Source organism: Listeria sp. ILCC796, assembly GCF_900186175.1.
GTDB lineage: Bacteria > Bacillota > Bacilli > Lactobacillales > Listeriaceae > Listeria > Listeria goaensis.
This window is the reverse complement of the sequence record NZ_FYBV01000003.1, coordinates 185,580-199,853: the sequence shown is the minus strand read 5'-3', so window position 1 is coordinate 199,853 and position 14,274 is coordinate 185,580. Positions and strand designations below refer to the sequence as shown.

Sequence of the window (14,274 nt, the reverse complement as noted above, 5' to 3'; positions counted from 1 at the left end):
CTTGCTTGTACCGCTTGAATACGAGCACGCATGGTGGCATTGGCCTTTTGTAAGGCTTCTTGAAAGGCACGTACTTCGGCAATACTAATCCGGCTCATGAGGACAACGCCTTTCGAAGCTCGGCTTGTTGCGCCTCTAGCTCTCGTAAGGTCTGATAAGTTTCCCCGCCGCTTGCCTCCCGTAAGTCGCTGGCATGGGTCCGCAATTCGCTTTCGCTAATTTGAATTTTAATCATGGTCATCACCTCTTGGTTGTTTTATAAATACTTCCTTTAGTATAGCATAAAAAGATATGATGAAAAATTGTACACAGCTAGTTTCATGCTTTTATTTAACCGTTCTAGTATTCAAAAAAAAGAAGCCGTTAAGCCTCTTTTCGTTTATTATTCATCAAACAAACTTCTCACATCGTCGAAAAAACTTGGATAAGATACCGAAACGGCGTCTGCCTTTTCAAGCTCTACTTCTCCGTCTTGTACTAAAAGCGCTGCAATTTGGAGCATCATGCCGATGCGATGGTCGCCGTAACTAGTTACCTTGGCACCACGGAGTTTGGTCTTCCCGCGAATAATAAGGCCGTCTGCTGTAGGCGTAATGTCGGCACCCATTTTCGCAAGTTCAGTTGCTACGGCATCAATTCGGTTTGTTTCTTTGACTTTCAATTCTTCGGCGTCGCGAATGATGGTTTCGCCTTCTGCTTGCGTTGCTAGGAGCGCGATGATGGGGAGCTCGTCGATTAAACGCGGAATTAAATCTCCGGAAATAGTCGTCCCAGTTAGACGTGACGTTTTCACGGTTATGGTGCCAGCTAAATCATCTTCCACAACCGAAATGTCTCCGCCCATCGCTTTCACCACGTCGATTATTCCCGTCCGTGTAGGGTTTAACCCAACATTTTTTAAAACGATTTCGCTATCTTCTGCAATCAACCCCGCTACGATGAAAAAAGCAGCCGAAGAAATATCGCCCGGAACCGTTAGCGATTGTCCTTGAAACGCCTGGTTGCCGGAGACGCGAATAGTCAGACCGTCCACCTCGATGTTCCCGCCAAATTTTTGAATCATTTCTTCCGTATGGTCACGCGTTTTTTCTTTTTCATGGATCATTGTTTCGCCTTCTGCTTGAAGTGCCGCAAAAATGATGGCGCTTTTCACTTGGGCGCTTGCAACTGGCATGTGATATGTGATGCCGTGAAGTTTTTCAGCGCGTTTAATAGCAATTGGGGCAAATTCGCTGCCCTCGCGACCTGTCATGTTGGCACCCATTTCTTTTAGCGGTAACATGACGCGATTCATTGGGCGTTTTGCAATCGAAGAATCGCCAAATAGTGTTGTAGCGAACGGTTGAGCTGCAAGGATTCCCATCATTAGTCGAATCGTTGTACCAGAATTTCCTACGTTAATAGGCGCCTTAGATGGTTTTAGACCGCCAAAGCCTACACCATGAACGATAATTTCATCGGGCGTTTCTTCAATTTGTACACCTAAATCACGAAATGCTTGAATCGTACTTAAACAGTCATCTGCACGTAAAAAATGCCGAATCCGCGTTTCGCCGTTTGCTAGCGCGCCAAACATAATGCTGCGGTGCGAAATGGATTTATCGCCTGGGACTTCGATCGTTCCGTGCAAATGGCTTTTCCCTGTTTGTAATTTCATCATTACACTCCTTTACTGCTCTAAATAGCACGTATATGCTGCTCTTGATTCAATACTTGCTTTAGCACGCAAGCGGTCAGTTTCATTTTGAAACGTAATTTGTAACACACCGTTTATATCTTCGCGCGTTTCCAAAATTTTCAAGTTCGTTAAACTAATTTTTTCATCCGCTAAAATGGCCGTCACTTCTGAAATGACACCCGGATAATCCGGCACATCGACAAATAAATCGTAGAAAGCTGGAATAGCACCGCGGTGAATCGGCAGCGAATCACGAAACTCTTTCGCACCGTCAAAAAAATCATAAATCGCGGTCTTGTCGGCGGTCTCAATGAGCTGAATAGCCTCATTCATTCGGTCGCGCCAAGAAGTAAGCTGTTCTTTCAAAATTTCACGGTTGCTAAGCGAAATGTCCGTCCACATGCGCGGATCACTTGAAGCGACACGTGTAATATCGCGGAAGCCGCCTGCTGCTAAACTAAACGCATCAGGATGACTCGCTGTGAAAGCTTCCGTTTCTTGCACTAAAGCAGCCGCAACAATATGCGGAAGATGGCTCAGCATGCCTGTAATTTGGTCATGTTCTTTTGGCGATAGCGTTAGAAACTTAGCATTTGTCCCAATCAGCCATTCCTTTAATTCTGGCAGACGTTCGCTTGCCGTTTCATTTCCTGGCGTTAATAAATAGTAAGCATTCTCAAAAAGCAGGCGCTTTGCGGCAGTCACACCACTTTTATGTGAGCCTGCCATCGGATGACCCCCAATAAATGTAATCGACTTGTCAGCGAGCCCTAGTGCGGCCTGCATAACGGTTTGCTTCGTACTCCCTGTATCCGTCACGATAACCTGTTCTTTTAAGTTTAATCCCGGTAAATGACGAACGAGTTCTTCGGTTTCTTTCACCGGACAGCAAAAAATGAGCAAGTCTGCTTTTGGTGCATCGATTAAGACACTTTCGCCGATTTCGTCAATAATCCCGAGCGAAAGCCCTTTTTCAAGCGTGTTTAACGAGACATCGATTCCGATGATGTGTGCCTCTTTATGTTTCGCCTTAATAGAAAGCGCAATCGAACCGCCAATGAGTCCCAGCCCAACAATAACGACTGTTCCCTTCATAAAGATTGCCTCCTATCCCAGAAACTCTTTTAGGAGCGCAATCACTTGCTCGTTTTCCGCCGCTGTCCCAACCGTAATCCGCACCGCATTTGGAAATCCAAGAGCAGCCCCTGATCTTGTAATAAAGCCATTTTTCTCTAGGTAAGAAAAAATATCCGCTGCTTTTCGGCCTAGATCGAGCAGTACAAAATTGCCTTGCGACGGGTACAGTGTGACTTGCGCATATTCTGCGCTAAACGCCTCGTAAGCCGCGATTCCCGCGTGATTTAATGCCCGACATTCCGCAACAAAATCCTGATCAAGCAAAGCCGCTTGCGCAAGCAATTGTCCCGCTGTCGTCGTATTAAACGGCGGTCTGACAACATTTAAATAGTGCACAATTTCTTTGGAACAAATGCCGTAGCCAACTCGCGAACTAGCTAGCCCGTAAATTTTACTAAACGTCCGTGTAATAATCAGATTTGGAAACTCTCGAACCCATTTTTCATGAGCAGCAGGTTGCGGTTCCACGTATTCAATATACGCCTCATCAAGAACGACTAAGCAATCTGCTGGCACTTTTTGAATAAATGCACGAATAGCATCAAGTGGCAAAAAATTGCCCGTCGGATTGTTCGGATTGCAAATCCACACGATTGCCGTATTCTCATCAATCGCCGCTAACATTCTTTCGAAATCATGATGCCCATCAGGTTTTAAAGCAATTTCTCGTACTTCCGCACCTTCAATGAGCGCATTTTGGCGATACTGAACAAAAGTTGGTGTTGCCATGACCGTGTTCGTTGTTTGATCGAGCAATACGCGCGTTAAAAGCTCAATTAATTCATCAACTCCAGCCGTGAAAACAAGTTCGTCTTCTGAAATATCATAAAACTCCGCAACAGTTTTTCGAAGGTCACTCGCATGCCCGTCAGGATAAATTTCTGTTTTAAACGCTAATGAACGCGCAAGTTCTTGTACTTTTTTAGACGCACCAAGCGGGTTTTCATTGGAGGAAAGTTTCGTAATTTTAGTTAACCCTAATTCTTTCATCACCGCATCTTCTCTTTTTCCCGGCTTATACGAATGAAGCCCTTCTAAAGACGTTTTCCATTTCATCAAGAATCCTTCCTTTCCGCGAGGTCTGGGCGCAGGCGCACCGCATCGTTTAAATAAACATGTTCAATTTCCGCAAGTGATTTATCCACACTTGCTTGCACCATCATTCGAATACATTTTAAAGGGGCACCCGGTACCGGGATTTCTTGCATACCCATCACAGGAACAAGCTCAAAACCAGGCGTTACACGTACAGCACGCGCCGGAAAAGCCGCATTAATATCTTCCGTTACCGTTATGATGACCGAAATAAGCGTTTCCGCGTCAACAATTTGATTTTTCTTTAAAATTTCCTGAAAAAGTTCGCTCGTCGCCTCGTAAATTTCATCTGCCGTATTTTCTTTTATAGTCGTTGCACCGCGAATCGCTCTCACACTCATCATTCTCCTTTTTTCATTTGATTAAAAGTTTGTAAAATCAGTGCCCGGTCAGCAGGAACAATTTCCATGTGACCGATTTCGTTCAACAGCACCATTTTAATTTCTTCAAAAGTCGTTTTTTTGTCGTGTAGCATATTTTCAAAAATCGTTTCAAACGGGACGTCATCTGGGAGCTCAGTTTCGTAACCGAGTCCAGTTAGCCAAGCAGTAAATGTCGCCCTATCAAACGTGAGATTTTGGGTTTCTTCGCTCATCAAAAGCGCATAAATCATTCCAAAAATGATGGCCTCGCCGTGAAGGAAACGCGAAAAATTACCGTAGGCCTCAAGAGCATGCCCAAACGTATGACCGAAATTCAAATACGCGCGGACGCCCTGTTCAGTTTCATCTTGCGCCACTATACCCGCTTTAACCAAAATGCCCTTTTGTAAAAACGGGGTTAAATCTTGCGAGTAAAAGTCGTCCGGCGTTTTGAAAGTCACCATCAGTTCATCTAGTAACGCCTGATCGCTAATTAAAGCGTGCTTGATAAGTTCCGCAAAGCCCGAGCGCATTTCGCGTACCGGTAGCGTTCCAAGTAGCGCCGTATCGTAAATAACCGCTTCAGGTTGATAAAAGTTGCCAATCAAATTTTTCCCCAGCGGGTGGTTTATCGCCACTTTGCCACCTACCGCACTGTCATGCGCTAAAACAGTCGTCGGAATTTGGTAAAACGGAATGCCGCGCATATAAGTCGCCGCAACAAAGCCGCCCAAATCACCAATCACACCACCACCGTAAGCAAGAATCACAGACTTGCGGTCAAGCCCCGTTTCAATAATTTTCGTCATCACATCTTCATACACCTGAAACGTTTTCGCAGCCTCACCGTTTGGCGTCACATAATACGTCACGTGCGGCAAACTTTTGAGAACACGGTCAAGCTTCTCTTTATGCAATTCAAAAACGTGTCGATCCGTCAAAACAAAAACCTTTGAAAACCTTTTTAGCTCGGTTAAAAACTCAGCACCATATGAAACTAACATGTCATTGCCAATACATACAGGATACGTTTTGCTCGCTGTTTGAACTGTAATTTTAGACATTTTAAAAGCCCCTCGTAAGTTCGCGATGTTCTTCCACATGTTTCTTTAAAACGTCAAAACGGTCGCTATCAAATTTATCAAGCACGGCACAGGCCACTTCCCATGCGACTACATTTTCAGCAACTACACTTGCCGCTGGAACCGCCGAACTATCTGAACGCTCAACGCTCGCACTAAACGCCTCTTTCGTATCAATATCCACACTTTGAAGTGGCTTATATAAAGTCGGAATGGGCTTCATGACGCCGCGAACCACAATCGGCATACCGTTTGTCATACCGCCTTCAAAGCCACCCAAGTTGTTGCTTGTTCGGGTATAGCCGTCATTTTCTGACCAAACAATTTCATCCATGACTTCGCTACCATATTTACGTGCCGCAACAAACCCAACGCCAAATTCAGCACCTTTGAAAGCATTAATACTAACGATTGCACGTGCAATTTTGGCATCTAGCTTTTTATCCCATTGCACATAGCTACCAAGGCCAGCTGGAACACCGCCAACAACGACCTCAACAATGCCACCAATTGTATCCCCTTTTTTCTTCGTATCATCAATCTTATCCATCATCGCCTGCTCAATATCCTTATCGAGTGTTCGAACTGGCGAATTATTCGCGATGTCAGCAATTTCAGCCACCGTGTAATCACGCGTCAAATTCGCCCGCACACCACCAATTTCCAGCACATGCGCGGCAACTGAAATCCCCAGTTCACGCAAAAGTTGTTTAGCTACCGCACCAGCAGCCACTCGTACCGTTGTTTCTCTCGCACTTGAACGCTCCAGCACATTACGCATATCTCGGTGACCGTATTTCATGCCGCCCACCAAATCAGCATGTCCCGGACGAGGTCTAGTAACTTTTCGTGACGCCTCGTGTTTCTCATCAACAGGTTCAATGCTCATCACCGTTTCCCAGTGCTTCCAGTCTTTATTTTCCACAAAAATGGCAACCGGCGCACCAAGCGTTTTCCCGTGCCGAATGCCAGCCGTAATTTGCGCACGATCTTTTTCAATCTTCATGCGTGCCCCCCGACCATGCCCACCTTGCCGTCTTTTTAGTTCCACATTAATATCTTCAGATAAAAGTGGCATCCCCGCAGGTAGCCCCTCAATAATTGTCGTTAAACCCGGTCCATGTGACTCTCCAGCCGTTAAATATCTCATAAGTCCTTCTCCTTTACTACAAATATTTTAGCGCTTTAAAGTGTATGTGTTAAATAATAGCATAACATTCACCAGAAAACAACCAGTTATTTTGAAAAAACTGCCTCTTACCATAAGAGACAGTCACCATTCAAAGCCAAGAATCCGTAGCTTTTTCGTAATCCAAGAGCTCCTCTTGTTTAAAAAAGAGGCCAATTTCCCGTGCGGCAGAAGCCGAACCATCAGAACCATGAATCACGTTTCTATTCGTATGTATCGCAAAATCTGACCGAATTGTTCCCGGCGCCGCATCAAGCGGATTTGTTTTGCCCATCATTTGGCGTGCCGTGGCAATTGCTTCGTCACCCTCTAAAACCATAGCGAAAACAGGACCAGATGTGATGAACCCAATTAAGTCCGCGAAAAACGGTTTCCCGTCATGTTCCGCATAATGCGTTTTAGCCAAAGACTCAGAAATCCGCATCAATTTTGCGCCTGCAATCCGCAAACCCTTTTGCTCAAAGCGCGTGACAATTTCCCCGATTAAACCGCGCTGTACGCCGTCCGGCTTTACCATGACAAAAGTTCTCTCCACCCTACATTCCTCCTAATAATCTCGTTTATCAAGCATTTTCACGATTTGTTTCAAAGGTTTAATTTCTTTCGATGCTGGAAAAGTATCTAAAATCGCCATCGCCTTCGTTAAATAAGCCGTCGCCACCTGTTCAGATTGCTCAATCGCACCGCTCGCTTTAATCGCCGCAACTAAGTGCATCATCTCCTCTTTTGACGACTCCTCCGTCACACGACTAATTCGCTTTTTAAGAAGCGGATCTTGCATCGCAAAAAAGACCGGCAACGTCACATTCCCTTGACGTAAATCTTCACCAGCAGGCTTCCCAAGCGTCCGCTCATCCGCCGCAAAATCCAAAATATCATCCGTAATTTGAAACGCCATACCTACATAATAGCCAAATAAATAAAGTTTATCATCAACCTTCTCAGGCAATCCCGAAAGAACCCCACCGAGCCCCGAACTTGCCGCAATCAAAAGTGCCGTCTTCCGCTTAATACGCCGCAAATAACACCTTACACTTTGATTAAAGTTGAATTTATCCTTAATCTGTTCGATTTCCCCTACCGCAAGCTCAACCGTAACCGCCGACAACATTTGATGCGCCTTGAGGCTGTCAATTTTCGTCATATATTCAAGCGATTTCCCAAAAAGAAAATCTCCCGTATACATCGCAATATGATTGCCCCAAATCGACTTAATCGTCTTTCTACCGCGTCTAAGCCCCGCATCATCAACCACGTCGTCATGAACAATTGAAGCCATATGAATGAGTTCAATCGCAACCGCCGCATCTCGCACATATGTAAAATCAGCAGGCGCACCTAGTCTTGCCGTCAAGCAAACAAACATCGGCCGTATTCTTTTTCCGCCCGCCTCCAACAGATGTAGCGCAGAAGCAGAAGTCGTTTCCGCGTCAGCATTTGAAACCGCACGTTTTAATTCTGCTTCAACCGCTTCAATATCTTTTTGAATCGCCGGATACAAAAAATTAAATTTCATCTACCGTCACCTTTTTATAGCCAAAATGTGTAGCACTCGCCCCGCCACTATGTGAAATATAGCGGACATATTTAAAACCAGCTTCATAAAATAAATCAGAAAGCTCGCCCATTCCCGGGAAAGTTCTAGTTGATTCTTGTAACCAACTATATTCCTCATAACTTTTCGCAAACAATTTACCAAAAAGCGGCATCACATGGCGAAAATATGTATTAAAAAACGGACGCCAAAGTGGCACGTTCGGCTGGCTCGTATCTAAACAAACCGCCTGTCCACCCGGCTTCAAAACGCGATTCATTTCCTTTAAAACTTGTAAATAATCCGGCACATTTCGAAGACCAAAACCAATCGTCACAAAATCAAATTGATTATCCGAAAAAGGCAGCTCCATCGCATTGCCGCGAGTTAAAGTCACATTCTGAAGCCCGCTCTCGAGCACTTTTTCTCTACCAATTTGAAGCATATTCTCACTAAAGTCAAGCCCCACAACAGAGCCCTTTTCCCCAACATGCCGGGCAGAAAGAATGGTCCAATCCGCCGTACCACAACAAACGTCTAAAATTTTTGCCCCTTTCGGAACACGCATAAGTTCCATCGTTTGTTTACGCCAAAACAAATGAAGCTTAAAACTAATCAAGCTGTTCATTCGGTCATAATCCGGAGATATTTTTTCAAAAACTTTATGAACTTTCTCTTCTTTCGTTTCCACCATACAAAAACTCCCCTTTAATTTAGCGCTGTAACATTTCATTTAAACGTGCGTGTAGCGAATCAGATAGCGGTCTAGAAGTCTTAAGCAAATGATGAATTCGCATCTTTACTTCATCCATAAGTTGCTCGAGCCATTCCTCAAAAGTCGCCATCGCCTCTTTCACAAAGAAACCATGATCATATGCACGTTTCAATGTTGAAAGCCCATACTGTTCATAAAAATGTTGTTCCCGCTCCAAGCGTTTTAATAAAATAGCTTGGCAAGCAAGCTTCGTAAAAGCTTCCTCATTCTTAAAATAAGAAGAAAACTCAGCAAAGATAGCTGAAGATGAAGCAAGCAGTTCCTCCATATAATCATCATCTGTTACAACATGTAACTGATAAATATTTGTTTTAGCCGTATTCGTTTTCTGCACACCACGTTGAAGTGCTGCAAGTAATTGTGTCATACCAAGTTCTGCCATCGTCCGGTAATACAGTGCGCTATAATAATCACCGGCAAGCACCGTAAGTTCTCGTCCTTTTCGACTAACCCCTCTACCGTCTTTATCTTCATCAATCATCTCATGCGTATCATGAGCAAGAATCACATAAAGTGTTGCGGTTATAATCCGGTATTTCTCTGTTTCAGCAAGATCAGAGCCATGAATGGATTCATTCAGCCATAGCATTTGGTCCTTATCAGTTTCAGGCCCGTAAAAATTGTCCTTTAAAAACCGATAGGCTGATTTTTCATGAACCAATCTTTCCACTTCTTTCAACTGCGCCAGGCTCCCTTGATAGGTCATTTAAATTTCCCCTTTAACTCATAATAACAAATAATATGAAATATATTATATCACAAATCTATTTTGAAACGTAATTGTTCACTTCATGAATGATTAATTAACGACATCACTTCGCTACGTAATTTATCATCCGTTCGGAAAGCACCGCGAACCGCACTCGTAATCGTTTTCGTTCCCGGTTTATTCACACCGCGAATCGTCATACACATGTGCTCCGCCTCTAAAATGACCATCACACCAAGCGGCTTTAATTTTTCCATCATAATTTCCGCTACCGTCGTCGTAATACGCTCTTGAAGTTGCGGACGTTTACTCACATCATCTACAACGCGAGCAAGTTTACTAAGTCCCGCAACCCGACCATTTTGCGGCAAGTAGGCGACATGAGCCACCCCAAAAAAGGGAACTAAGTGATGCTCACACATCGAAGAAAAACGAATATCTCGAACAAGAACAAGCTCTTCATGCTGCTCTTCAAACACTGTATTAAAATGAACCGAGGGATCTTTCGTAAGCCCCGAAAAAACTTCCTCATACATACGCGCAACACGCATCGGCGTATCAATTAACCCTTCACGATCTGGATTTTCCCCAACCGCTTCCAAAATAACACGAACAGCATCTGCAATCTTTTCTTTATTAATCTCTTCCATGCCCTTACCCCTTTTTGATTTAGTCCCCTTTATCTTAACACATCACACACTTTACGGTAAATGCAAACACTTCTCATGTTTAAAGAATTAAAAAAAATCTTCCTATATATAACGATACGCAAACCTCTACTTCATTCCCGCCAAAAAGAAAAAGCTTGTCAAAAATGACAAACTTCTTAAACGGTCCCGACGGGATTTGAACCCGCGATCTCCTGCGTGACAGGCAGGCATGTTAACCCCTACACCACGGAACCTAAGTGACCCGTACGGGATTCGAACCCGTGTTACCGCCGTGAAAGGGCGGTGTCTTAACCGCTTGACCAACGGGCCATAGTGTATAATTATGCTGTGAAACTAATAACCGCTTCTCATTCAGCTTTTTTATTATATCATATTTACCTTTACTGTCAATCACTTTTTCCAGATAAAATAGAAAAACCGCTCGAACTATTTTTCAAACGGTTTTTCTGTACACGAATTAGCTTAACAATTAAGGTGCATCTTGAAGCGTCCACGAAATTTTGCCTTGGTAGGCATCACCAGCATAAACCGCCGTCGTATCAGCCTCTACAAGCACCCCGCGATTATTTGCCCAGTCCACTTGAACAGGATTTGCATTTGTCGTTTCATATTCAAAAACAGGATAGGGCGAGTCCCCTAAAACAATTTTTTCCCCGTTTGAGCCAACAAAAATAAAAGCATTTTCTAAAACACGATCTGGATTTTTAGTAGAGGTTAACGGCTTCGTAATTGTAGCATTTACAACCCATTTTGAGCCCGAATTCCTCGTATCCACCACACTAATTCCCCATGTCGACTCATCACGTTCAAGAATTTCTCGCTTCCCAGTAATCTGAGCAGGTTTAAAGTCCATTTCTTGACTAACTTCCTCAAACTTCACACTGCGCACAAATACATGAATCGAAACGGTTTTCGTAACGCCACGCAGTTCAAGTGTGGCCGTGTAGTCCCCTGGGACCGCTTGAAGTGTCGAACTTTGAATCGTAATCTCATTCGAAATATTAGCGCCAGAATTCACATCAAAACCGAGCGCATTCGATTTCTCTTTAATCAATTGTCCAAGCTCAGCAGCCGACTTCCCACCAACTTCACTTTGGTCAACACTAAATGAAGTTGCCTTTAAAGCCGTCCCATTTTGAACAACCGTATCAGCATCTTTCACAAAAACCGGTACGTCAATTCGCGTTTGATTTCCCGCACGGTCCGTCAAGGAAACCTCTGCTTTTTTCGAACCAAATGTGCTTGTATCTGGTGTAGCTTCAATGTTCGCCGTCACACCCTGACCACTCGTATTATCTGATTTATCTCGAATGTTTGTCACAAAAGCATTGGCATTTGTAGAAAGCGCCTCACCAATTGAAACAATTTGTGGAACAGCATCGCCCGTTGGCGGCGTCACATCGACGACAGTAATTTTAGTTGTCTTATTAATATAATACTCCGTCGAAGCCGTCACACTTACTTCCGTATACGGTTTTATAAATCCGCCTGGAATCGCCACTTGAAAATTCCCAGCGTTATCTGCGGTTCCAGTCAATGTTTTCGTCGTGCCATTTTCTACATAAGAAATTTCAATAGCCGCATTTGTAACGGTCGCTCCACTTAAAGTAGCCTGACTATCATTTAAGGTATTCACATTTAGCAGCAAATTTCCAATTGAGAGAACTTTCATTTTGGCAACATTAAATTCCGCTGCTGTCACTGGTACATTCGCGCTATTAATTGTTGTCGTAGAACCATTAGTCGTAATGCCCATTTGGACATTTGCTTGATCTTCCCTGCTGTAGGAATAAGTTGGCAAACCAATTGTACTGGCGCTCCCGGATCTATCCCAATAATTTATTAGCCCGCCATTTAAATTCATCTGGCCAGAACCCGAGGCATAGCCAATTGTATTAGAAGTATTACCATTGTATAGAAGGAAATACGCTGGATCATTAACATTTAGACTTCCACCACTATTGAATTTAATTACATTACCGCTTCCTCCCGTTTTATTCAAAACAACAGTTGCGTCTTTATTAACCGTTAAAGCACCTGAAAGCGAGAGCAACTCACTACTAACATCCGATTGATAAATTCGTGCGGTACCTCCTTCGTCTACGAAAAAGTTGCCGCCTACACCACTGCGGTTAAAGGAAGTCGTTGTATTTAAATTAAGCGTTGCATTTTTACCAACACTTATGGAAACTGGGTTTGATGCGCTTCGGTAAAACACGCCATTACCATTAGCAGAAATGTTCACGTTGGCTCCGTCACGAACATTGAAAAAATTGCTCGTCGAAGAATCTTCGCCATACCATACCAAGCTGTCACTGGAACTTGATGGGTGATAAATTTCAATATTCCCACCAAAATTAATGCCACCTACTTCGGCAAATTCCTGGTTCGATGCTGAGCCACTAACAAATTTGCCAATTTCAACATTTGTATTTCCGACAAGTTCTAGCGTCCCAGCGGTATTCCAAATAAGTTGTGGTCCTTTGTACACCACGTTGTCATAAGTTACATTAACACCTTTTGCAGCGTTAGCAACATAAACTGTTCCATAATAATTTTTCCCAAAAATAGTAAGGTCTTGCATTGTAATTTGTTTTGTCGAGGAATTCGAGCTAATGTAAATAGTTCCTGATGTGCTTGTCGAACTCCCTGTTTCTGTTAATGTGTGTATTTCTTCTGTTGTTGGGTCTTTTCCAGAAATCGTGAATGGCGTTCGGCCGACTGGCACTTGAATACCACTTGATAAACTAATATCCGCTCCAAAATAAATTTTTGATATACTGTTATTTTGAACTGCCGCTTTTAACTCTGTATAATTGTTTACAATCGTTTCATCTGCGTTTAAAGTAATCGCCGCAGAAACAGAGTCCCGACTAGAAAATTTCGAGTCTATAACTTTAACGGATTGAAGAGCACCTAAAATGACCAAAGTGAAGAAGAAAATGAACACGCATTTTCTCATAAAGTACTCACTCCTTTAATCCTCATCATCCTTTTTGTTCTTGCGACGCACGATGAACCAGATGATAAGAAGCACGATAGCAATCGCCAATGCTCCGCCAATTATCCACCACCATAAATAATTTTTCTCAACATCGACTGCTTTTTTATTTAAATCTTTTGCATCATTTCCAATTTTAAATTCTTTTGTAAAATTCCACGTTTCGCTTCCATTATCAGCTTTTAATTTTAAAACATAAGTTCCTTCTTCAAGGGGCTGATTTTCCCAATCAATAGCATAGCCAAAATTTGAGTTTGGTGCCATCTTTAAGTCTGTTTTTGCTGTTTCATGAAGAACTTTATTTTCACCTTTTTTATATACTTTTGCATCGACCGATAAATGATCTAAAATGACTGGCTGATCATTTTGTAAAACGGCACTTACAGATGTTCGATAATTATCTAAGCCTGCTTTTACATTTAATAAATTTAAGTTAGGTTCAATTTTCTTTGCAGTTTCAGAAAGTTGAATTCCCACTACGTAAGAATATTCATTTTCAATACTTAATCCTGATTCCTTTTTATCATCCACTTCTTCATTAACTTGTGTAAATTCAACAGCGCCTAAAATGATGCCATCAAAACTTTCTTTCGGCATTTTCACATTAATCCAAACATCTTTAAAGCTATTTGCTGGGATTGTAATGTTATCCTCTATGACTTCTGCGATTTTTGGAAGCGGTACTTTTAAACTTTCATCTGCTTTTTTCAAGCTTTTTTTTGAGTAGTCTATCATACCACTCTTATTTGTTGACGCATAAGTTACGTCTTGTTTAACTTTAATTTCATGATTTGAACTGTTAAATACTTTCACTTGAAGTCTCTGCTCCATAAGTGGTTGCATACGTAAATCAAAGTAACCTTGTTTTTTATCAATTTGATTTTCTGGAATAATAGCTTGAACAGAATAATCAACATCCTCAGCATGTGCGGTTATGTTTGGAGCAAACAAAATCACGGTTAATGTAGTTGCGATTACTAAGAAAAATTTTTTCATTTTCTTCCCCCTACTAAAAAATAAAGACTGCTGCTTTTTAAGCAG

General features: G+C 42.7%; 14 protein-coding genes and 2 tRNA genes. All 16 read right to left on the bottom strand.

Annotation, left to right across the window (positions count from 1 at the left end; genetic code table 11):
- Positions 1-94: 94 nt before the first annotated feature.
- On the bottom strand, positions 95-241 hold the full coding sequence (locus CFS04_RS12960) for a hypothetical protein (protein ID WP_159457902.1): 147 nt from the start codon (positions 239-241) through the stop codon (positions 95-97).
- Positions 242-382: 141 nt separating this feature from the next.
- Complete coding sequence (gene aroA, locus CFS04_RS05620) at positions 383-1,657, bottom strand: 3-phosphoshikimate 1-carboxyvinyltransferase (RefSeq protein ID WP_088809645.1); 1,275 nt, start codon at positions 1,655-1,657, stop codon at positions 383-385.
- Positions 1,658-1,669: 12 nt separating this feature from the next.
- Positions 1,670-2,773, bottom strand: a complete 1,104-nt coding sequence (locus CFS04_RS05615; protein ID WP_088809644.1) for a prephenate dehydrogenase — start codon at positions 2,771-2,773, stop codon at positions 1,670-1,672.
- 12 nt (positions 2,774-2,785) lie between these two features.
- On the bottom strand, positions 2,786-3,871 hold the full coding sequence (gene hisC, locus CFS04_RS05610) for a histidinol-phosphate transaminase (protein ID WP_088809643.1): 1,086 nt from the start codon (positions 3,869-3,871) through the stop codon (positions 2,786-2,788).
- Positions 3,871-4,245, bottom strand: coding sequence for a chorismate mutase (gene aroH, locus CFS04_RS05605; RefSeq protein WP_088809652.1), 375 nt, complete (start codon positions 4,243-4,245; stop codon positions 3,871-3,873). Before aroH ends, hisC begins: the two co-directional genes overlap by 1 nt.
- A 5-nt stretch (positions 4,246-4,250) precedes the next feature.
- Positions 4,251-5,336: a 3-dehydroquinate synthase gene (gene aroB / locus CFS04_RS05600; RefSeq protein ID WP_088809642.1), complete on the bottom strand. Its 1,086-nt coding sequence runs from the start codon at positions 5,334-5,336 to the stop codon at positions 4,251-4,253.
- A gap of 1 nt (position 5,337) precedes the next feature.
- Positions 5,338-6,504 (bottom strand): chorismate synthase, encoded by a 1,167-nt coding sequence (aroC, locus tag CFS04_RS05595; RefSeq protein WP_088809641.1) that lies wholly within the window; start codon positions 6,502-6,504, stop codon positions 5,338-5,340.
- A gap of 130 nt (positions 6,505-6,634) precedes the next feature.
- On the bottom strand, positions 6,635-7,078 hold the full coding sequence (gene ndk / locus CFS04_RS05590; protein ID WP_088809640.1) for a nucleoside-diphosphate kinase: 444 nt from the start codon (positions 7,076-7,078) through the stop codon (positions 6,635-6,637).
- A 12-nt stretch (positions 7,079-7,090) separates the two neighbouring features.
- A complete protein-coding gene (gene hepT, locus CFS04_RS05585) occupies positions 7,091-8,059 on the bottom strand; it encodes a heptaprenyl diphosphate synthase component II (protein WP_088809639.1) in 969 nt (322 codons plus the stop codon).
- Positions 8,049-8,771: a demethylmenaquinone methyltransferase gene (locus tag CFS04_RS05580; RefSeq protein WP_088809638.1), complete on the bottom strand. Its 723-nt coding sequence runs from the start codon at positions 8,769-8,771 to the stop codon at positions 8,049-8,051. Before CFS04_RS05580 ends, hepT begins: the two co-directional genes overlap by 11 nt.
- A gap of 19 nt (positions 8,772-8,790) precedes the next feature.
- The gene (locus tag CFS04_RS05575) at positions 8,791-9,558 is read right to left on the bottom strand and encodes a heptaprenyl diphosphate synthase component 1 (protein WP_088809637.1); all 768 of its coding nucleotides are present in this window, start codon (positions 9,556-9,558) and stop codon (positions 8,791-8,793) included.
- 83 nt (positions 9,559-9,641) lie between these two features.
- Complete coding sequence (gene folE / locus CFS04_RS05570; RefSeq protein ID WP_088809636.1) at positions 9,642-10,211, bottom strand: GTP cyclohydrolase I FolE; 570 nt, start codon at positions 10,209-10,211, stop codon at positions 9,642-9,644.
- A 181-nt stretch (positions 10,212-10,392) separates the two neighbouring features.
- Positions 10,393-10,465, bottom strand: a tRNA-Asp gene (locus tag CFS04_RS05565).
- Positions 10,466-10,469: 4 nt separating this feature from the next.
- Positions 10,470-10,541 (bottom strand) — tRNA-Glu (locus CFS04_RS05560).
- Between the two features lie 160 nt (positions 10,542-10,701).
- Positions 10,702-13,194 (bottom strand): pectate lyase-like adhesive domain-containing protein, encoded by a 2,493-nt coding sequence (locus CFS04_RS05555; protein ID WP_088809635.1) that lies wholly within the window; start codon positions 13,192-13,194, stop codon positions 10,702-10,704.
- Positions 13,195-13,209: 15 nt separating this feature from the next.
- Positions 13,210-14,229 (bottom strand): DUF916 and DUF3324 domain-containing protein, encoded by a 1,020-nt coding sequence (locus CFS04_RS05550; RefSeq protein ID WP_088809634.1) that lies wholly within the window; start codon positions 14,227-14,229, stop codon positions 13,210-13,212.
- Positions 14,230-14,274: the final 45 nt, after the last annotated feature.